We start from the raw sequence: 19908 nt of genomic DNA, 5'->3' as shown, positions 1-19908 counted from the left end.
CTAAGCCTTTTTGGTTGCTTAAATAAAAATCTCTTTTAGCTTTTTATTTATTATAGCTGATTTGTTCCAAATCATCATATGGTCACCTTTTTCAATAATAATTGAAGGATTTACTGAAGAAAATGGCAATACAAAATCTCTTGTTCCATGAATATGAATGATTTTAGGTGAACTCTTTTTTTTATTCCAGTTTAAAATTGCCTTAATACTCCATGCTATAAAATCAAGATTAACACTTTCTGCCATTTCGTAAAATAACTTTCGCTGCTCGTTATTCATTGCCCCAAAAAAACGAGATGAATTACCTAAAACATACCTGATTTTTTCTTGATTTAACAAACGAGTTATTCCCAGAAATTTTAATCGTTTAAAATGTGCTGGCAATTCTTTACTCGTTTTAGCACTTGATATAATTACAATTTTTTCAGGGTTGAGTATATCTGCCAATTCAGAACAAACCATCCCTCCCATTGAAACACCCATTAAAGAAAATGCCTGAGAAGTGTCAATTTCTTTACTCAGTTCAAGAGCATAATCTTTTAGCGTTTTAATATTTTTATAATTTAACCGCCATTCTAAATCAACAAATTCATAACCAACAATAGGTTCTATTTCAGAATACAACCTTTTGTCAGCACCCATTCCAGGTATTCTATAAATTTTATGATTCACTTACCAAAAATTCTTTCACAGATAATTTTGAAGATTCCTCTTTTACAAAAGCAATACTTTTTTCCATTGCTGGATGCATATAAATGTCATCAGTAACAAAAGAAATTTCTTTTCGATAAGCTGAAACTACTTTTTGTATAAATGGAGATGACTTTAATGGTTTTCTGAATTCTAATGCCTGAACTGCATTTAATAATTCAACACCAATAATTTTTTCTACATTATCAACCATCCTGTAAACTTTAGTAGCTGCATTTGCTCCCATACTTACATGGTCTTCTTGTCCGTTTGATGAATCGATTGTATCAACAGAACAAGGTGTTGCCAATTGTTTATTCTGACTCACTACTGATGCTTGTGCATATTGAGGAATCATAAACCCGCTATTTAAACCCGGATTAGCCACCAAAAATGGTGGTAAATTTCTTGTCCCTCCAATTAATTTATATGTTCTTCGCTCAGAAATACTTCCAATTTCAGCTAAAGCAATTCCTAAATAATCTAACGCCATAGCCAAAGGTTGTCCGTGAAAATTACCTGCAGAAATCACCTCATCTTCATTTACGAAAACTGTTGGATTGTCAGTTACAGAATTTATTTCTGTTTCAAAAACTTGTTGAACATGAGCAATGGCATCTTTACAAGCTCCATGTACTTGAGGTGAACATCTAAACGAATAAGGGTCTTGAACATGAGCTTTTTCTTGCTCTATTATTTTACTTCCTTTTAAAACGTGTTTGATGTTTCTTGCTGTTAAAAACTGTCCGTTATGTGGACGAATTTTATGGATTAAATCATTAAATGGTTCTATTCTACCATCGTAAGCATCTAAAGATATTGCTGTAACTATGTCTTGGTATTTACTCAGCTTTTTAGCTCTTAATAGAGAATGAATACCATAAGCACTCATAAACTGCGTACCATTTAATAAAGCTAAACCTTCTTTAGATTGTAAACTAATTGGTTTCCACCCTAATTTTTTGTTTAATTCTTCTGAGGTAATTTTTTTACCTTGATAATTAACTTCTCCCAAACCTAAAAGTGGTAAAGATAAATGTGCTAGTGGTGCCAAATCGCCAGAAGCACCCAACGAACCTTGCTCATAAACTACAGGAAAAACATCATTATTATAAAAATCGATTAATCGTTGAACAGTTACTAGCTGAACTCCTGAATGACCATAAGAAATTCCTTGAATTTTTAATAACAACATTAACTTAACCACTTCTTGTGGAACTTCCTTTCCCAACCCACAAGCGTGAGACATTACTAGATTACGCTGTAAAGCCTCTAAATCATCTTTAGATATTTCAGTATTACATAACGAACCAAAACCAGTATTTATACCATAAATTGGTTTTTCATGTCGTGTTAATTTTTCATCTAAATAAGCCCGACATTTCACAATTGCTTCTTCAGCTTCTTGCGATAATACAATGTGTTTGTTTCCTTTTAAAATTTCATCAATAGCTTCTAATGTTAGCCAATTTTTGTTGATGTAATGAATGTCCATAGTTATTCTTTTAAAAACATTGTAGGAACGAATCAATTTATCAATTGCCTTAGAAAAAAGACAATCAATTCACAATGGTGGTTATTATTTAAATAAAGTTATTAATTCTTCTATTGTTAAACTCTCTTGTTCTCCACTTTCCATATTCTTCACTGTTAATTTTCCAGCTTCCATTTCATCGCTACCAACCATCACCACATATTTTATATTCTTGTTGTTAGCAAAAGTCATCTGCTTTTTCATCTTTGCTGCTTCTGGATAAATCTCTGCATTTACGCCTGCATCTCTTAATTGAAATAATAATGGCAGGCAGTAATCTTGTTCTTTATCTCCAAAGTTGATAAACAACACTTGCGTTGAATCTCCTTTAAATTCTGGATATAAATTATTGTCTAATAATACATCATAGATTCTATCTGCTCCAAATGAAATACCAACACCTGAAACATCTTTTAATCCAAATTTACCAGTTAAATCATCATAACGACCACCACCGGTTATACTCGGGAAGTTATCTACTTTAACTTCGATAATTGTTCCTGTATAATACCCTAAACCACGAGCTAATGTAACATCAAGTTTTAGGTTTGAAGTTTTTAAACCTAATTGATTTACATAATTAAAGACTGTTCTTAATTCTTCTATCCCTTTCTTACCAATTTCTGAAGTTGATAATAGATTTTCTAAAAATTTTAGATTTTCATTTAAATCATCTTTTAATTCAAATAGAGGTCTTAGTTTAGTTAGTGCTTTAATATCAACACCTTTAAATTGCAATTCTTCCAAAACTTTATCAACCCCTATTTTATCTAACTTATCAATTGCAACAGTAATATCAATTAATTTATCAGTCTCTCCTATAGCTTCAGCAATTCCCGCTAAAACCTTTCTATTATTAATTGATACCGTATAGTTTAATTTTCCTTGAAAAAGTTCAGTAAAAACATCATCAATAATTTTAATTAAATCAACTTCATTTAACAACGAATCAGAACCAATAATATCAGCATCGCATTGATAGAACTCACGGTAGCGACCTTTTTGAGGTCTATCAGCACGCCAAACAGGCTGAATTTGAAATCGACGAAATGGGAAAGTAATCTCATTTTGATTTTGTACCACATAACGAGCAAAAGGAACGGTTAGATCGTAGTGAAGGGCTTTTTCAGCAATTGATTTTGTTAATCCCGTTGAGTTTTTTTCTTCTAAAGCTTTTCCATCTGCTTTAGATAAATAATCGCCACTATTTAAAATCTTGAAAATTAATTTATCACTCTCATCCCCTCCTGAACCAAACAATGTACTCAAGTTCTCCATTGCAGGGGTTTCTATTTGCTGAAAGCCATATTTTTTATACACCTTTTTAATGGTATCGAAAATATAATTTCTTCTTGCCATTTCTATTGGCGAAAAATCTCTTGTCCCTTTTGGTATGCTTGGCTTATTACTCATCATTCTAAATTGAACCGCTAAGTTAGTTAATCTAACATTAAAGGTAAATAGTAAAACAAAATATCTTAACTTTAAGTTATGGACTTTAAAAATGCCAAAAAATATATTTTAACTCGCTTAGAAAATGAGTTAAAACCTAATTTATATTACCATGGTATACATCATACAATGGATGTTTATGAAGCTTCCATAAAAATTGCTGAATTAGAAAACTTATCTCAAGAAGAAAAAATAATTATAAATACAGCTGCATTATTTCATGATTCCGGGTTTATATATCAATATGAAAACAATGAAGAACTAGCAGTTACCTTAACAAAAGAAATACTTCCTAAATTTAAATATAATGAGAAACAAGTTAATGCAATTGGGAACATTATTCTTACAACTCGAATAACTGCGAGACCTCAAACATTGCTTGAAAAAATTATGTGTGATGCAGATTATGATTATTTAGGTCGTGATGATTTTTTTAAAATAGCAGAAACACTTTACAAAGAACTTCATGAATACGACCATAAATTTAGCCTTGAAGAATGGAATGAAATTCAAGTGAAATTCCTGAAAAAGCATCAATATTATACAGAATCATCACTAACTCTTAGGCGTCCAAAAAAACTAGAATATTACGAACAACTAAGGTTATTAAAATAAGAAAACCTCAAACAATGTTTGAGGTTTTCTTATTTTAATTCTTTTATAATTATTGATATACAATATAATCTACAGTATTATTTTTAATTAACACCGCATCAAAATCTTTATCCATTGATTTAATTGATTCTTCAACTATTTTATTAAATGGCATTATAATCTCTTTATTTAATATTTTTTTAGATTCTAAAACATCATATTTTTTTTGAGGAGAAGATAACAAGTAAACATCTTTCCCTTGAATTTTAATCACACTTCCAGGCACTATATCAACTCCATCTTTATACTTCATCAAAATAGCTGACAATCCATTTCTAGTCATTATTAAATCAAAGTCTGAATCTGCATTTTTGATAAACAACTCTATTCTTTCTTCTAAACTTATTGTAGAATTAATCTGCTCTTCAGTTAATTTAACAGTTCCAACATTATTAAATTCAGTTTTATTTACCAAAAGTGCATAAATATCTTTCCCTTTTATCTTAGTTGGTTGTCCTTTTTCTTGTGCAATTATAATTCCTGAAAAAATAATTGCGACTAATACTAATATAATTTTTCTCATCTTTTATCTTCTTTTATTTAAGTAATGTAAATGTTCCTTTAAGAATTGTCGATTTAGAATCGTTAACTTCTAATACATAAAAATATGTACCATCATTTAATTTTCCTCCATCCCAATCATTTTTATAATTATCGCTACTGTAAACTGATTTACCCCAACGATTAAAGACATTTAATTTACTGTTTTCATAATTTTCTAAATTAATAAATGTCACAAACTCGTTCATCCCATCTCCATTAGGTGTAATAACATTCATAGGAATTACATCACATAGTTTTATTGGAATTTCAACTACTGTACTAATTTGCTGACCACAATTATCGGTTACATTAACTTCAACTGGAATTGCTGACGAACCAGAAGTTTCTATAACAATATTTTCTCCTGTATCACCATTATTCCAACTAATAGTATATGGAGCTAAACCATCAAAAACTCTAACTGAAACCTCAGCTTCAGAACCAGAACAAATAGAATCCATTGTAGGTGTTGTAAGACTCATCGGAACATATGGAGCAAAAGTTACCACAACTGTATCGTAAGCTTTTAAAGAACAAGCATCTGTAATTTCTAAATAATAAGTTGATGGTGTATTCATAGTTACTTGAAATAAACTATCAGAACTTGAAGCATCTCCAGTCCAGCCAAATGAATAAGGTAAAGTTCCATTTTGAACTACTGAATATAAATCAAGATTATAATCAACACCTAAACATTGGAACGTAGTATCATTTGTTATTGATGTAATTTCTATTGGAGTATAATCCACAATAACATTAACAGTATCTGTATCTGTAGACCCATTACAAACATTTGTTGCAGTAACATAATAAGTTATTGTAGCTACAGGAGAAACAGTTAAAACACTATCATTGTCTATTCCAACTCCTCCTATTTGATCAAACCACTCATAATCGTAAACATTTCCTAAATCATCAGGAAATGCTCCTATAGAAATTGTTTGTCCAGCACAAAACAAAGTTGTATCTCCAGTTGTGCTTATACTTGCCATATCATCATTAACATAAATATTAATTGTATCTGTAGTTGTTATTAAATTACAACTATCTGTTACATATAAATAATATGTATCGGAAACTAGTCCTGGAACAGACAATGAACTTATCCCATGAATTGAGTCTGTTTGAATCGTATCGTTTGATGTATTTACCCAATTATAAACAAAAGGAGGCACAGCTCCCGCAGCTTCGGCTGTTAAAGTAGTATTTGAAACTGGACAGATTGATAAGTCTGGAGCATCTACAACTAAATTTGGTACATCTAATATTAAAAATGACCCTGTTGAAAATAGAGTATCGCCACAGGCATTTATACTTATGTAAGAAATTGTAACGGTATCTTGTCCAAAATCATCTGGCCCATCAATGAAAGGGGTTATAACAATTGCAACAGAATCTTCTCCAGCATTAAATTTTATACTATCAGGAATAAAAGCATAATCTGATCCATTAATTGCATCACCAGAAATATTAAAAGTTATTACTAAGCTATCTGAAATATCTGACCTAGTAAAACTAATAATTGCCTCACTACAACCTTCAATTACAGCAGGCATTCCATTTACAACATCTAAAGTTGGAACAGAAATATCTATAGCTATTTCATTAGAAGAAAAACTTCCTCCTTCAAGAAAAACGCCTGAATTTAATGATCCATCACCCCCATCAGCTATTGCAATTTTAATATGATATAATTGACCACATTGAACCTGAGCTTCAGCAACTAAAGTAACCGTTAACCCGTCATATTGAACATATTGAGGGTCAGCGTTAAATGGAGCTGAATTACCATCTCCATTATCAATATAATATGCTTGATTTGTAAACGCATTAACATCATCAATAGATACTGCTGTATTTGTTCCTGGAATTTTAGCTAAATTAACAGCACTGTTAGAGAATGGACCAGCAATTCCAGGGCCACTTAAGAAGAATCCAAAAGCATCATTTACTCCACCTCCGACCCATTCCATGTATTCTTCAGATCCAAAAACATAATTAAATTTTATACTATCTCCGCTTGGAATAAAATCAAATTCTAAAATTGCAACATCATTCATACCTATCCCTGATAAAGCTTGTAAATCTGGATCTCCAGGGCCATTTAAATTATCAGAAGTACCAAACCCACTATCATTATTTGGGCCAACAGAATTAACAACATTACCAGAAGACAATACTAAACCTTGGTTAATACCCACATTTGCATTTTGACTATCAAAATCTCCTAATTGACCTGCAGCTCCGAAAAAAGTAACATTTGAAACTGCAACCCCACCACCTACTAATACATTTTGTACGTATTGAGTCGGAGTCATAGTGCCTGTATTAACAACAAGTTGTGCTTTTATATTAATGGATATTAATACAAGTAATCCTATAAATAATTCTCTTTTCATTCTTTTAAATATATATATGTTTTTTTTCTTAAGACTATGGTTTTGCAATAAAAGTTGCACGAAAATACATTTCTTTAAAAATTCTCACTAACAAATTTGAGAGAATCTTAAAACCCTAAAAAAACAAGCCTTTAAACAAAAAAGCCCTACCATTAATTAATAGTAGGGCTTATAATTATAGCTGAATAGCCTATTTAACTAATTTCTTATACTTAAATCTTTGTGGTTCAGTACCTAATCGTTTTCTTCTATTCTCTTCATATTCAGTATAAGAACCTTCAAAAGAATAAACTTCTGAATTACCTTCAAATGCTAAAATATGAGTACAAATTCTATCCAAAAACCATCTATCGTGAGAAATAATTACAGCACAACCTGCAAAATTTTCCAATCCTTCTTCTAAAGCTCTAATTGCATTTACGTCCAAATCATTGGTTGGCTCATCGAGTAACAACACGTTAGCTTCTTGTTTTATTGCCATTGCTAAGTGTAATCTATTTCTTTCTCCACCAGATAGGATTCCTACTTTTTTGTTTTGGTCACCTCCAGCAAAATTAAACTTAGATAAGTATGCTCTAGAATTAATCGTTCTTCCTCCAAATTCCATCATTTCTGTCCCCCCCGAAAATACTTCAAAAATTGTTTTTTCAGGGTCTAAATCTTCATGTGTTTGATCAACATAGCCTAATTTAACTGTTTCACCTACTTTAAATGTACCTGCATCAGGAGTCTCTTCTCCCATAATCATTCTAAATAAAGTTGTTTTACCAGCACCATTAGGACCAATAATACCAACAATTCCAGCAGGAGGTAATTTAAAGGTTAAATTTTCATACAATAATTTATCTCCATACCCTTTAGCTACTCCTTCTACATCTAATACTTCGTTTCCTAAACGAGGTCCGTTAGGAATAATTAACTCTAATCTTGCTTCTTTTTCGTTTACATTTTCGCTCAGCATCTTATCATAATTTGCTAAACGAGCTTTAGATTTAGTTTGTCTGCCTTTTGCATTCATTTTAGTCCATTCCAACTCACGCTCTAAAATCTTTTTACGCTTGCTTTCTGTCTTCTCTTCTTGTGCTAATCTTTTCGATTTTTGATCTAACCAAGATGAATAATTACCTTTCCAAGGAATACCGTGACCTCTATCTAATTCTAATATCCAGCCTGCAACATTATCAAGGAAATACCTATCGTGAGTAATAGCAATAACAGTTCCTGGGTATTGTTGTAAATGTTGTTCCAACCAATAAACAGACTCCGTATCCAAGTGGTTAGTAGGCTCATCTAATAATAATACATCTGGTTGTTTAAGTAATAAACGACAAAGTGCAACCCTTCTTAACTCTCCTCCTGATAAATTAGCTACTAATGCATCTTCTGGAGGGCAATTTAAAGCATCCATTGCTCTTCCTAATTTTGTATCTAATTCCCATGCTCCTAAAGCATCAATTTTATCTTGTAATTCAGCTTGTTGCTTCATTAACTCATCCATTTTATCTGGATTTTCATATACTTCAGGATCTCCGAATTTCAAATTAATTGCTTCATATTCAGCCAATACATCTATTGTTTCTTGTGCACCTTCTTGAACAATTTCCTTAACTGTTTTTGTAGGATCTAACTTTGGCTCCTGCTCTAAATACCCAACTGTATAGCCTGGCGAAAATGTAACTTCTCCATTATAATCATCTTCAACACCTGCAATAATTTTCATTACGGTAGATTTACCAGAACCATTAAGACCAATGATTCCAATTTTTGCTCCATAAAAGAAAGACAAATAAATGTCTTTTAAGATTACTTTTCCATTAGGCAATGTCTTGCCTACTTTCTCCATCCCAAATATTACTTTTTTATCGTCGCTCATTTTTGTAAATTAAATATTATAAAGTGTAAAGTTAATAAAGTAAGTTTCATTTTTAAATTTATTACTTAGTTAGTATTGTTAATTTTGTCAAGAGATTTATCACAACATGAAAAACTACTTATCACTCGTAAAATTTAGCCATACCATTTTTGCTTTACCCTTTGCAATTATTGGTTTTTTCTTAGCAACTATACAAATTCAGACACCTATTGAATGGATTAAATTAATTTATGTGGTTTTATGTATGGTCTTTGCAAGAAGTGCAGCAATGGCTTTTAATAGATACATAGATAGAGACATTGATAAGGCAAATGAAAGAACAGCTGCTGTTCGTGAAATCCCAAATGGAACAATACAACCAAAATCTGCTTTACTATTTGTTATTATAAATTGCATACTTTTTATTGCAACAACTTATTTTATTAATCCACTTTGTTTTTATTTATCTCCAATAGCTTTATTAGTTGTGTTGGGATATAGTTTAACCAAACGATTTACTGCACTTTGCCATTTGGTTTTAGGTGTTGGTTTATCATTAGCTCCTATTGGTGCCTATTTAGCAGTTACTGGTAAATTTGATTGGCTTCCATTATTTTTCTCTTTTGCTGTTTTGTTTTGGGTGAGTGGTTTTGATATAATTTATGCCTTACAAGATGAAGAGTTTGATAAAAAACAAAAGCTTCATTCTATACCTGTTTTATTAGGGACTAAAAACGCTTTAATGCTATCTAACTTTTTGCACGTTTTAACTGCTTCATTTATATTGTTTGCTGGTTATTACGGAGGGTTAAATTATATTTATTGGATAGGATGTGGAATATTTATTTTGTTACTGATTTATCAGCATATATTGGTAAAACCAAACGATTTAAGCAAAGTAAACTTAGCATTTTTCACTACTAATGGTATTGCTAGTGTTGTTTTTTCAATTTTTGTTTTATTGGACTTATTCTTAAACTAAACTTGAAATTCCTAATCATCATAAAAAACCTAATCCTTAATAAATGGACTATAAGTATTTCTATTGTTTTAATTGGATTTGTACTTTTTAGCAATATTTTAATTGCTAATTATGCAACAGAAAAGATATTTAGTAAAGAACAGGACACACCTGAAAAACCTGTGGCACTTTTATTAGGAACAAGCAGATATACTGTTAGAGGAAACACCAACTTATATTTTAAATATAGAATAGAAGCCACAACAAGCCTTTATAAATCAGGTAAAATAAAACACATTATTGTTAGTGGAGATAATAGCTTGAGCTCATACAATGAACCTCGAGAAATGAGAAAAGCACTAATTGCAAACGGAATTCCTGACAGTTCGATAACATTAGACTTTGCAGGGTTTAGAACTTTGGATTCAGTAGTAAGATGCAAAGAAGTATTCGGACAGGACAACTTTATTATTATATCACAACGATTTCATCTCGAAAGAGCCTTATACATTGCTAAAAAATTTAATATTCATGCAATCGGTTTTGCTGCACAAGATCCACCAGAGAAATATTCTTTTAAAACAAATGTTCGTGAATATTTTGCAAGAACAAAAGCCATAATTGACCTCTACATTCTCAATACTCAACCTAAATTCTTAGGGGAAAAAGAGATTATAAATCTTTAATTTAAAATAATACTAACTGATTATCAGTGTTTTAAAATTTTTATTAGTACTATGTATTGCACAATACAATGTTTTATATATATCTTTGTATTGTAATATAACTGGTATAACAATATGAAAATAGAAAATACAAAAGCCCAAATGAGAAAAGGAGTATTGGAATACTGTATTCTTTCTATCTTAAACAATGGCGAAGCTTACCCATCTGAAATAATAGATCAATTAAAAAAAGCTAAGCTAATTGTTGTAGAAGGAACACTTTACCCTTTGCTAACTCGATTAAAAAATGCTGAAATATTAACTTATCGTTGGGAAGAGTCTTTATCAGGTCCGCCTCGAAAATATTATGAGCTAACCCCTAAAGGAAAAGAGTTTTTAACTGAACTTAAAACAACTTGGGACGAATTAGTAAAAGCGGTAGAATTAACAAGTAAATAAAAGCACTAACAAAAGATACTAAAATGAATAAAACAGTAACAGTAAATATAAGTGGAATAGTTTTTCATATCGAAGTAGATGCTTATGATACACTTAAAAACTATTTGAATAAAATAAAAGGTTATTTCAATAATTCTGAAGAAAGAGAAGAAATAATGACTGACATTGAATCGCGTATTGCAGAATTATTTAGCAATATGATGGATGATAAAAATCAAGTTATTACATCAGAAAATGTTACTTCAGTTATTGAAACAATGGGAAAACCAGAGCAATATCTTGATGAAGATTCAGAAGAAGAATTTGAATCTCCAAAAGAATCAAAACTTAAAAGTGACAAAAAGTTATTTAGAAATCCTGACGATAGAATTTTAGGTGGTGTTGCTTCAGGGCTTGCATCATATTTTGGGTTAGATGCAGTTTGGTTAAGGTTATTTTTTGTATTAACTTTTATTTTTGCAGGATTTGGACCTTTCCTTTATATCATTTTATGGATAGTAATGCCTGAAGCTAAAACAGCTTCAGATAAATTAAAAATGAAAGGAGATCCAATAAACGTGACGAACATTGGAAGAACATTTGAAGATGAAGCAAAAAAAGTAAACGAAAAATTAAAAACAGTTGACACCAAAAAATTCGGCTATTTCTTAGAGCAATTTTTCAAGGCTATAGGACAGATTCTTAAAGCTGTTTTTAATGTTCTTGGTAACATTATTGGTTTTGCTTTTTTAGTAATAGGTGTGTTTCTAGCTGTTGGTTTTATTGCTGGACTAAGCGGCTCTGATATGATTTATGCTGTAACTTCAGATGGAGTTTTTTCAATAGAATCAACTGATTTTTTTAATTTAATTTTTGTTTCAGAAGACCAATTTCATTTAGCAATTTTTGGCATAATTCTATTATTTGGGATACCAATTATAGCAATAATTTATGGTGGACTTAAAATATTATTTAATATAAAAACTCACTTTTCGTTTGGTATCGCATTGGTTGTTTTTTGGTTAGTTGGAGCATCTATTTGCGGTTTAATTAGTATTAAAATGGGCACTGAATTATCTTCTCAAAAAACCATTACTGAACCACACACTTTACCTGCTTATTATAATAACTATAATTTAACTGCTAATACAACTGCTATACCCGGAAATGGAATATTAGATGGTAAATTTTCTGCAATTTCTTTGGACAACGATTCCATTTATCAAGCCAATGTGAGTGTAAACATTTACAAAAGCAAAACAGATAGTGCTAAACTTGTTATTATTAAGCATACCAATGGAGAATCGAAAAAAGGAGCCATTACTAAGGCTAAGAACATTAATTACTCATTTGCAATTACAGATAGTACAATTAATTTAAATAACTACTTTTCTAATATAAAAACGGACAAAATAAGAGGTCAAAGAATAAAAGTTAAGCTATATCTTCCTGAAGGTAAGTCAGTTTATCTTGATGAATCGATATCTGAATTGGTTTATGATATTCCAAACGTTACCAATACTTGGGATAGTGATATGATGAGTAAAAAATGGGTAATGACTAAAGATGGATTAACTTGTTTAGATTGTAAAGATATTGAAGGTGCAACTTCTGATGAATTGATGATAAGATATCCTAGTTTGTATAATGTAGAAATTGAGTCACCAATCATCTCTAAATAATACCATTGATGTAACAAAATAAAAGGTAACAAAATATAAAGGTAATTTAATAGTTTAGTTAGTATCCCACCTTAATTTACCCTCCTGTTTAGTTAGTGCAAAACAGAAAAAAGGTCGCTTTTAAAGCGGCCTTTTTTATTATCTTTGTAAAAAAATAGATGCATGAACTTAGAAACCATTTGTCAGCAAGTTAATTCTATAACAAAAGAAGTTGGAGTATTTATTAAAAAACAACAAATTTCTGTAGCTGATATTGAAACAAAAAGCAAAAACAGTTTAGTCACTTTTGTAGATAAAACTGCTGAAAAAAAGTTAGTTAACGAATTGTCTAAATTAATTCCTGAAGCTGGTTTTATTGCAGAAGAAGGAACTTCAACAAAAAAAGGAGAAGTTTATAATTGGATTATTGATCCATTAGATGGCACAACTAATTTTATTCACGGAATACCTTGTTATTGTGTTAGTATAGGATTAATTCGAAATGAAGAATTAGTTTTAGGCGTTATTTATGAAATTAACTTAGATGAACTATTTTATGCTTGGGAAGGTAGTAAAGCATACATGAATGGCAAAGAAATTAATGTTACCCCTACCCTCACTTTAGAGGATAGTTTAATTGCTACTGGATTCCCTTATTACAACTACAAAAAACAAACTGAATACATGAATCTTTTTCAAGATTTAATGAAAAACACAAGAGGTTTAAGAAGATTAGGTTCAGCTGCTGTTGATTTAGCTTATGTTGCTTGCGGACGATTTGATGCTTTTTATGAATACAGTCTTAATCCATGGGATGTTGCCGCTGGAGCTTTTATTGTACAACAGGCTGGTGGTAAAGTAAGCGATTTTTCTGGAGGCAATAATTACCTTTTTGGAGAAGAAATAATCGCTATTAATCCCCACATCAATGAGGAATTCTTAGCGAAGGTAAAAACCTATTTTGGTAAATAATTATTACTCTTTTTATTTTTTAAAGCTCCACTTTTCCAATCTTTAACAAATTTATGCCAAGCGAAAGGGTTAAAAATACCATATGCTGGATATCCGCTTGTTCCATAAATCATTGTGTGACGAAAGTTTTCTTCTCTCTTAAATATTGTACTTCCCTCTATAGCAATATCTCCAGACAACTCAGTTAGGGTAGCTTTATCTAAATTAGCATGCATTGACTTTAGGTGCTCATTTTGACTAAATGTTGTGAAAGACTCTTTAAATTCTTCAAAACTTGGCCAAGGATAAATTTTTACTTCTTCTAATGCAAAAGTTTCCTTATACATTAAATGTATAGCTGAATAATTTTGTCCCACTAAGGTATCAGGAATGATATACTGATCACTAATATATCCTATTCTTGAAAATAAAATGGTATCTCCTTTATGAGCTAAAATAGAGAAAAAACCATAATAATCAGCTACTGTACCTGTTCTAGTACTTTTTACTATAACGTGAGTGTAAGGTAATGATGTGATACTATCTCCATCAATTATAACACCATTAAAATTAATAATATCATTGTCGCTTTGAGCATTAATAAAAAGAGACGAAAGGATTATTAATGTTGTGAAAAATATCTTCATAGTAATAAAATTTTAAGTAAAGTTAAGTTCAAAGCTTCAAATAACCTATGATATTGTTTAATAATCATCTAATGTCAAAATTCTTTATTAGATTCGTAGTGTTATGGGAGTCGTTTCGAAACAAAGCATCTTAAATTTTGTCACATCATATATTGGTGTTATTATTGGAGCTGTTAATACTGTTTTACTTTTCCCAAACATTTTTTCAGCTTCCGAATTTGGATTGACGAGAATTATCGTTTCTGCAGCAATGCTGACTTCTTCCTTATTTTCTTTTGGAATTAATAACATTACCATAAAGTTTTTCCCTCAATTTAAAAATAAAGAGAAAAAGCATAATGGTTTTTTATTTTTCATAATGTTGGTCCCTTTTTTAGGGTACTTATTGTTTTTACTCTCAACTTTTATTTTTAGAACCGACATCATTTCCTATTACAGTAAAAATTCACCACTCATAAATGAAAACTATCCTTATTTTATAATTCTAACCCTCTATATTATCTATTTAAGTCTATTTGATAGTTATTTGAGAGCTCTTCATAAAAGTGTAGTTTTTTCATTTTTAGACAATATCGTTTTAAAACTTATCTGGCTAAGTTTAATTATACTCTATTACTTTAATTATCTAAATTTTAATCAATTTATTTTTGGCTATGTCAACGCCTATGGTTTATTAGTACTTATTGAAATCATGTATTTAGTTACTATTAAAGAGTTCTTTATCAAACCTAATTTTAAAAGATTTGACATTAAAACCACAAAAAAAATAATTTCTTATGGACTTTACACAATGTTTGGTGCTGGTATAACTGGGACAGCTGCAGTTATTGATTCTCTTTTCATTGGTTTTTTAGATAAAGATGGATTAGCTGGTGTAGCTTTTTATTCAGTAGCCTATTATGTAAGTTTTTTAATTGTAATTCCTTTTTACTCCCTTTTAAGAATCATAAACACATCTATTTCAGAAGCTTGGAAAAATAATGACATTGATAAAATCAATGTTATCTATAAAAAAAGTTCAAATAATTTATTAATTATTGGTATGTTAATCTTTTTGGGGATTTGGCTAAATGTCGATAGTTTTTTCCAACTAGTTCCTACAGATTATGCGCAAGCTAAATATGTTTTGTTATTTATATGTATTGCAAAAATTTATGAAATTTCAGTAGGAATAAATGGTATGATTATTAAATTCTCTAATTATTTCAAGATAATATTTTTTACAAATCTCCTATTAATTTTCCTCTTAATCTCAACAGATTATTTACTTATTCCTTCAATGGGAATTGTAGGGGCAGCATTAGCTACTTTATTTACAACATTTTTAATTGTAACATTTTATCTCGTTTTTCTTTATTCAAAATTTAAGATTCTACCATTTACCAGTAAATCCATTTTCACCATTATTATAAGTGTTAGCATTTATCTTATAGTTAGCATTTTTCCAGATTTCAATAATCTCATTTTAAACGTAACATTAAAATCTATAACTATAATACTTTTATACGTTCCTTCAATTTATCTTTTTAAAATTTCTCCTGATATTAATTCTTTAATCGATAAGTATTTATTGAAATTAAGAATGAAAAAATAATCCTAATTTTGAAGTCTAATTCCTTTCAATATGAAGTTAGCATTATTAGTTATCGGTTTATTAGCCATGGGCGTTTTCGGAATGGCGGTTAAAATTATTTTTAAAAAAGATGGAAAGTTTGACAAAACTTGCGCAAGTGTAAATACTGTCTTAAACAAAGACGGAGAGCCTTGTGGTTTGTGTGGAGCTGCTCCTGAAGAGCAATGTAAAAAAGAGGAAGTTGAGGCTGCCTAATCTAACAAATCTGGTCTTCTAGTTTTAGTCCTCTCCAAGGCTTTTTCTTCACGCCATTGTTCAATTGCCTTATGATTACCGCCTAATAGTATTTCTGGCACTTTTTTGCCCCTATATTCTTCTGGCCTTGTATATACTGGAGGTGCTAATAAATTATCCTGAAAACTATCTGTAAGAGCTGATGTTTCATCACTAATTACACCAGGAATTAATCTTATAATTGCATCACTTAATATTGCTGCAGGCAATTCTCCTCCTGTTAATACAAAATCTCCCACTGAAATTTCTTTAGTAATAAATAACTCTCTCACTCTTTCATCAACCCCCTTGTAATGTCCTGCTAAAATGATAATATTTTCTTTTAAAGAAAGAGTATTTACCATTCCTTGCTTCATGGTTTCTCCGTCAGGAGTCATATATATTATTTCATCATAACCTCTTTCAGCTTGTAATTTTTCAATACAATCTGCAATAGGTTGGATTTGCATAACCATTCCAGCACCACCTCCAAAAGCATAATCATCTATACTTTTTTGTTTATTGGTAGAATAATCTCTTAAATTATGAACAACAACTTCAACCAAGCCCTTTTCTTGAGCTCGTTTTAAAATTGAAGCATTAAATGGACTTTCTAATAATTCTGGTAATACAGTTATAATGTCAATTCTCATAAAGGAGTCAAATGTTTGAACTTGTAAAGTTCGGAAAGTTTTTTATCAAAGTTAAACTATCTCAAACTTTCGACTTTCAACTTTTCAATTTCCACTTTTTAATAACTAAATTTGTCTTTCAAATTATAAGCATTATGACAGCAATTAGAAGCAACTGGACTAAAGAAGAAATAAAAGCAATTTACGACAAACCCTTTATGGAATTAATATACGAAGCAGCAACAGTGCATCGTGCGAACCATAATCCAAATGAAGTTCAAGTAAGTTCTTTAATATCTATAAAAACAGGTGGTTGTTCTGAAGATTGTGGTTATTGTCCGCAAGCAGCTCGTTATCATACAGGTATTGAAAAAAATGATTTAATGACGGTTGATACCGTAAAACAAATGGCGCTTAATGCAAAAGAAGGTGGGGCTTCTAGAGTATGCTTAGGTGCAGCCTGGAGAAATGTTACTAATAATGAAGATTTTGATAATGTGTTAGACATGGTAAAAGAAGTAAACGACATGAATATGGAAGTTTGCTGCACCTTAGGAATGTTGTCACAAGATCAAGCAAGAAGATTAAAAGAAGCTGGTTTGTATGCTTACAATCATAATTTAGATTCATCAGAAGATTTTTACAAAGAAATTATTTCAACTAGAGGCTATGATGATCGTTTAAGAACGATTGAGCACGCTCAAAATGAAGGAATACATGTTTGCTCGGGAGGAATTATTGGAATGGGAGAAACAGATGATGATAGAATTGGAATGCTTTATACGCTTTCAAACTTAAATCCACACCCTGGTTCTGTGCCAATAAATGGATTAGTTCCTGTTCCTGGAACACCTTTAGAAGAGCAAAACCCTGTTTCTATTTTTGAAATGGTAAGAATGATTGCTACCGCAAGAATTGTAATGCCTAAAGCACAAGTTAGATTATCTGCAGGAAGAACTCATATGACAAAAGAAGGTCAAGCTCTTTGCTTCTTTGCAGGAGCAAATTCAATTTTTGCAGGAGACAAGTTATTAACTACTCCAAACCCTGAATATAACGAAGACATGGAAATGTTTAAGTTATTAGGTATTAATCCAAAAGAAGCTTTTGTTGATGGAGAGAAACCAAAAACAAAAGAAACTTACAAAGAGGTTAGAGAAAACGATAATGAAAAATGGAGCAGACCAGCTCATATTATCGAAAGAAATGTAGAAGCAACAGAAAAAGGAAAAGCAGCAAGAAGAGCGTTAAAAGAAGAAGCTACAAAATAAAGCTTCTAATGAAAAAACAGAACGATTACATCCATAAAAAATTAAAAAATCGTGAAGATGAAAATGCTTTACGGACTTTAAAAATTAGCACTGGATTAATTGATTTTTGCTCTAACGATTATTTAGGTTTTTCTGCTGAAAAAGAAATCCACATTTTAGACCAAGAGTTAGCTAATTTCGGAGCAACTGGTTCGCGTTTAATTTCTGGTAATCATAAAATTACAGAAGAAGTTGAAGATTTTCTTGCTGAATTTTACAAATCTGAATCAGCATTAATTTTTAATTCTGGATATAACGCGAATATTGGTATATTTTCTTCACTTCCTCAGCGAAATGATGTAATTATTTATGATGAATTAATACATGCCTCAATTAGAGATGGCATAAAATTAAGCAATGCTAATTCCTACTCTTTTAAACATAACAGCATTGAGCACCTTGAAACCAAATTAAAAAAATCGACAGGAAATGTATATGTTGCTGTAGAATCTATTTATTCAATGGATGGTGATGCCGCACCTATAGAAAACTTAGTTAAAATATGTGATAACTATGGTGCTGCTTTAATTGTTGATGAGGCACATGCCGTTGGAATTTATGGAAATGGAAAAGGTTTAGTTACTGAGTTAAATTTGCAAGATAATGTATTTGCTAGAGTTGTAACTTTTGGAAAAGCTTATGGCTGTCACGGAGCAGCTGTATTAGGAAACAAACTCTTAAGAGATTATTTAATTAACTATTCTAGGGCATTTATTTATACTACAGCTCTTCCTTTACATAGTATTTTAACCATTCGTAAAGCACACAATTTCTTAAAACAAAATACAGATAGAATTGAACAGCTTAAAAGTAATGTTACTCATTTTCAAAAACTAACATCCAATCTTCCTACTTCTAATTCAGATAGTCCAATTCAATGTATTATTATTTCTGGTAATGATGAAGTAAAAAAAATTGCTATTCAAATACAAAATAATGGTTTTGATGTTCGACCAATTTTAAGTCCAACTGTACCAAAAGGACAAGAACGTTTAAGAATTTGCTTACATAACTTTAATACTCACGAGCAAATAAATTCGTTGATTAAATCTCTAAATTCATGAAAAATTATTTTATAACTGGTATAGGTACTGATGTAGGTAAAACAGTAGCTTCCGCTATCCTTACCGAAGCACTAGAAGCTGATTATTGGAAACCTGTTCAAGCTGGTGATTTAGAAAATTCAGACACTATAAAAGTTCAAAGATTAGTATCGAATACTAAAACTGTTTTTCATAAAGAAGCCTATCAATTAACTCAACCAATGTCACCACATGCTGCTGCTAAAATTGACAAAATTGATATTGATTTAAATCAAATTCAAATTCCAAAAACAACCAACAATTTAATTATAGAAGGTGCAGGAGGCTTAATGGTTCCTCTAAATAATAGCCAATTAATTATTGATTTAATTAAAAAATTAGATGTCGAAACTATTTTAGTTTCTCAAAACTACTTAGGTAGTATTAATCACACCCTATTAAGCATTGAAGCCATTAAACAAAAAGGTTTAAAAATTAAAGGTATCATCTTTAATGGTGATGAAAACAAAGAGACCGAAGAGTATATTTTAAATTATACAGGAATTAACTATTTAGGTAGAATAAACAATCATTCGAACATAAGTAAAGATGTTGTTTTAAGTTATAAAAATAACTTCAATTCTTTTTAGC

The 19908-nt window shown here is 30.5% G+C and carries 19 protein-coding genes; 11 read left to right on the top strand and 8 right to left on the bottom strand.

The annotated features are described in order from the left end of the window. Window positions 1–18: 18 nt before the first annotated feature. The 3 genes from FRY74_RS07950 to hisS all read right to left on the bottom strand — a co-directional run bounded on the left by FRY74_RS07950 (window position 19) and on the right by hisS (window position 3637). Window positions 19–672, bottom strand: coding sequence for an alpha/beta hydrolase (locus FRY74_RS07950; RefSeq protein ID WP_147100295.1), 654 nt, complete (start codon window positions 670–672; stop codon window positions 19–21). Continuing rightward, entirely contained in the window at window positions 662–2185 is a 1524-nt protein-coding gene (hutH, locus tag FRY74_RS07945; protein WP_147100293.1) for a histidine ammonia-lyase, read from the bottom strand. Before hutH ends, FRY74_RS07950 begins: the two co-directional genes overlap by 11 nt. Before the next feature lie 84 nt (window positions 2186–2269). Then, complete coding sequence (gene hisS, locus FRY74_RS07940) at window positions 2270–3637, bottom strand: histidine--tRNA ligase (protein ID WP_147100291.1); 1368 nt, start codon at window positions 3635–3637, stop codon at window positions 2270–2272. 78 nt (window positions 3638–3715) lie between these two features. Between hisS and FRY74_RS07935 the strand changes: the two genes are divergently transcribed. After that, window positions 3716–4291 (top strand): HD domain-containing protein, encoded by a 576-nt coding sequence (locus tag FRY74_RS07935; RefSeq protein WP_147100289.1) that lies wholly within the window; start codon window positions 3716–3718, stop codon window positions 4289–4291. 49 nt (window positions 4292–4340) lie between these two features. Here the strand turns inward: FRY74_RS07935 and FRY74_RS07930 are convergent, their stop codons facing one another. The 3 genes from FRY74_RS07930 to ettA form a co-directional block, all read right to left on the bottom strand. After that, a complete protein-coding gene (locus FRY74_RS07930) occupies window positions 4341–4853 on the bottom strand; it encodes a hypothetical protein (RefSeq protein WP_147100287.1) in 513 nt (170 codons plus the stop codon). A gap of 13 nt (window positions 4854–4866) precedes the next feature. After that, window positions 4867–7272 carry a choice-of-anchor L domain-containing protein gene (locus FRY74_RS07925; protein WP_147100285.1) on the bottom strand — a complete coding sequence of 802 codons (2406 nt, stop codon included), beginning with the start codon at window positions 7270–7272 and terminating at the stop codon, window positions 4867–4869. 190 nt (window positions 7273–7462) lie between these two features. Next, entirely contained in the window at window positions 7463–9145 is a 1683-nt protein-coding gene (ettA, locus tag FRY74_RS07920) for an energy-dependent translational throttle protein EttA (protein WP_147100282.1), read from the bottom strand. Between the two features lie 106 nt (window positions 9146–9251). On the opposite strand from ettA, the gene FRY74_RS07915 reads away from it, so the two are divergent. From FRY74_RS07915 to FRY74_RS07895, 5 genes are all read left to right on the top strand, one after another. Beyond that, window positions 9252–10106: a UbiA-like polyprenyltransferase gene (locus FRY74_RS07915; RefSeq protein ID WP_147100280.1), complete on the top strand. Its 855-nt coding sequence runs from the start codon at window positions 9252–9254 to the stop codon at window positions 10104–10106. Window positions 10107–10108: 2 nt separating this feature from the next. Next, window positions 10109–10771: a SanA/YdcF family protein gene (locus FRY74_RS07910; protein ID WP_223265848.1), complete on the top strand. Its 663-nt coding sequence runs from the start codon at window positions 10109–10111 to the stop codon at window positions 10769–10771. A 114-nt stretch (window positions 10772–10885) separates the two neighbouring features. After that, complete coding sequence (locus tag FRY74_RS07905; RefSeq protein ID WP_147100278.1) at window positions 10886–11209, top strand: PadR family transcriptional regulator; 324 nt, start codon at window positions 10886–10888, stop codon at window positions 11207–11209. Window positions 11210–11232: 23 nt separating this feature from the next. Continuing rightward, the gene (locus FRY74_RS07900) at window positions 11233–12870 is read left to right on the top strand and encodes a PspC domain-containing protein (protein WP_147100276.1); all 1638 of its coding nucleotides are present in this window, start codon (window positions 11233–11235) and stop codon (window positions 12868–12870) included. A 162-nt stretch (window positions 12871–13032) separates the two neighbouring features. Beyond that, the gene (locus tag FRY74_RS07895) at window positions 13033–13821 is read left to right on the top strand and encodes an inositol monophosphatase family protein (protein ID WP_147100274.1); all 789 of its coding nucleotides are present in this window, start codon (window positions 13033–13035) and stop codon (window positions 13819–13821) included. Here FRY74_RS07895 and FRY74_RS07890 read toward each other — a convergent pair. Beyond that, a complete protein-coding gene (locus tag FRY74_RS07890) occupies window positions 13806–14447 on the bottom strand; it encodes a carboxypeptidase-like regulatory domain-containing protein (protein ID WP_147100272.1) in 642 nt (213 codons plus the stop codon). The two genes, FRY74_RS07895 and FRY74_RS07890, sit on opposite strands and share 16 nt — an antisense overlap. Window positions 14448–14550: 103 nt before the next feature. On the opposite strand from FRY74_RS07890, the gene FRY74_RS07885 reads away from it, so the two are divergent. Continuing rightward, window positions 14551–16041 carry a lipopolysaccharide biosynthesis protein gene (locus FRY74_RS07885; protein WP_147100270.1) on the top strand — a complete coding sequence of 497 codons (1491 nt, stop codon included), beginning with the start codon at window positions 14551–14553 and terminating at the stop codon, window positions 16039–16041. Between the two features lie 30 nt (window positions 16042–16071). Beyond that, window positions 16072–16275: a membrane or secreted protein gene (locus FRY74_RS07880; RefSeq protein WP_147100268.1), complete on the top strand. Its 204-nt coding sequence runs from the start codon at window positions 16072–16074 to the stop codon at window positions 16273–16275. On the opposite strand, the gene trmD is transcribed toward FRY74_RS07880, so the two are convergent. Beyond that, complete coding sequence (gene trmD / locus FRY74_RS07875) at window positions 16272–16946, bottom strand: tRNA (guanosine(37)-N1)-methyltransferase TrmD (protein ID WP_147100266.1); 675 nt, start codon at window positions 16944–16946, stop codon at window positions 16272–16274. The two genes, FRY74_RS07880 and trmD, sit on opposite strands and share 4 nt — an antisense overlap. Window positions 16947–17080: 134 nt before the next feature. Between trmD and bioB the strand changes: the two genes are divergently transcribed. From bioB to bioD, 3 genes are read left to right on the top strand one after another with little or no spacing between them, the layout of a single operon-like run. Further along, on the top strand, window positions 17081–18196 hold the full coding sequence (gene bioB, locus FRY74_RS07870) for a biotin synthase BioB (protein ID WP_147100264.1): 1116 nt from the start codon (window positions 17081–17083) through the stop codon (window positions 18194–18196). A gap of 8 nt (window positions 18197–18204) precedes the next feature. After that, complete coding sequence (locus FRY74_RS07865) at window positions 18205–19299, top strand: aminotransferase class I/II-fold pyridoxal phosphate-dependent enzyme (RefSeq protein ID WP_147100262.1); 1095 nt, start codon at window positions 18205–18207, stop codon at window positions 19297–19299. Beyond that, entirely contained in the window at window positions 19296–19907 is a 612-nt protein-coding gene (bioD, locus tag FRY74_RS07860) for a dethiobiotin synthase (RefSeq protein WP_147100260.1), read from the top strand. The genes FRY74_RS07865 and bioD overlap by 4 nt, the downstream gene beginning before the upstream one ends. Window position 19908 lies beyond the last annotated feature (1 nt).

It is taken from the genome of Vicingus serpentipes (genome assembly GCF_007993035.1).
GTDB classification, from domain to species: domain Bacteria; phylum Bacteroidota; class Bacteroidia; order Flavobacteriales_E; family Vicingaceae; genus Vicingus; species Vicingus serpentipes.
The sequence above is the reverse complement of the archived record's forward strand: the minus strand, read 5'-3'. Positions and strand labels throughout refer to the sequence as shown.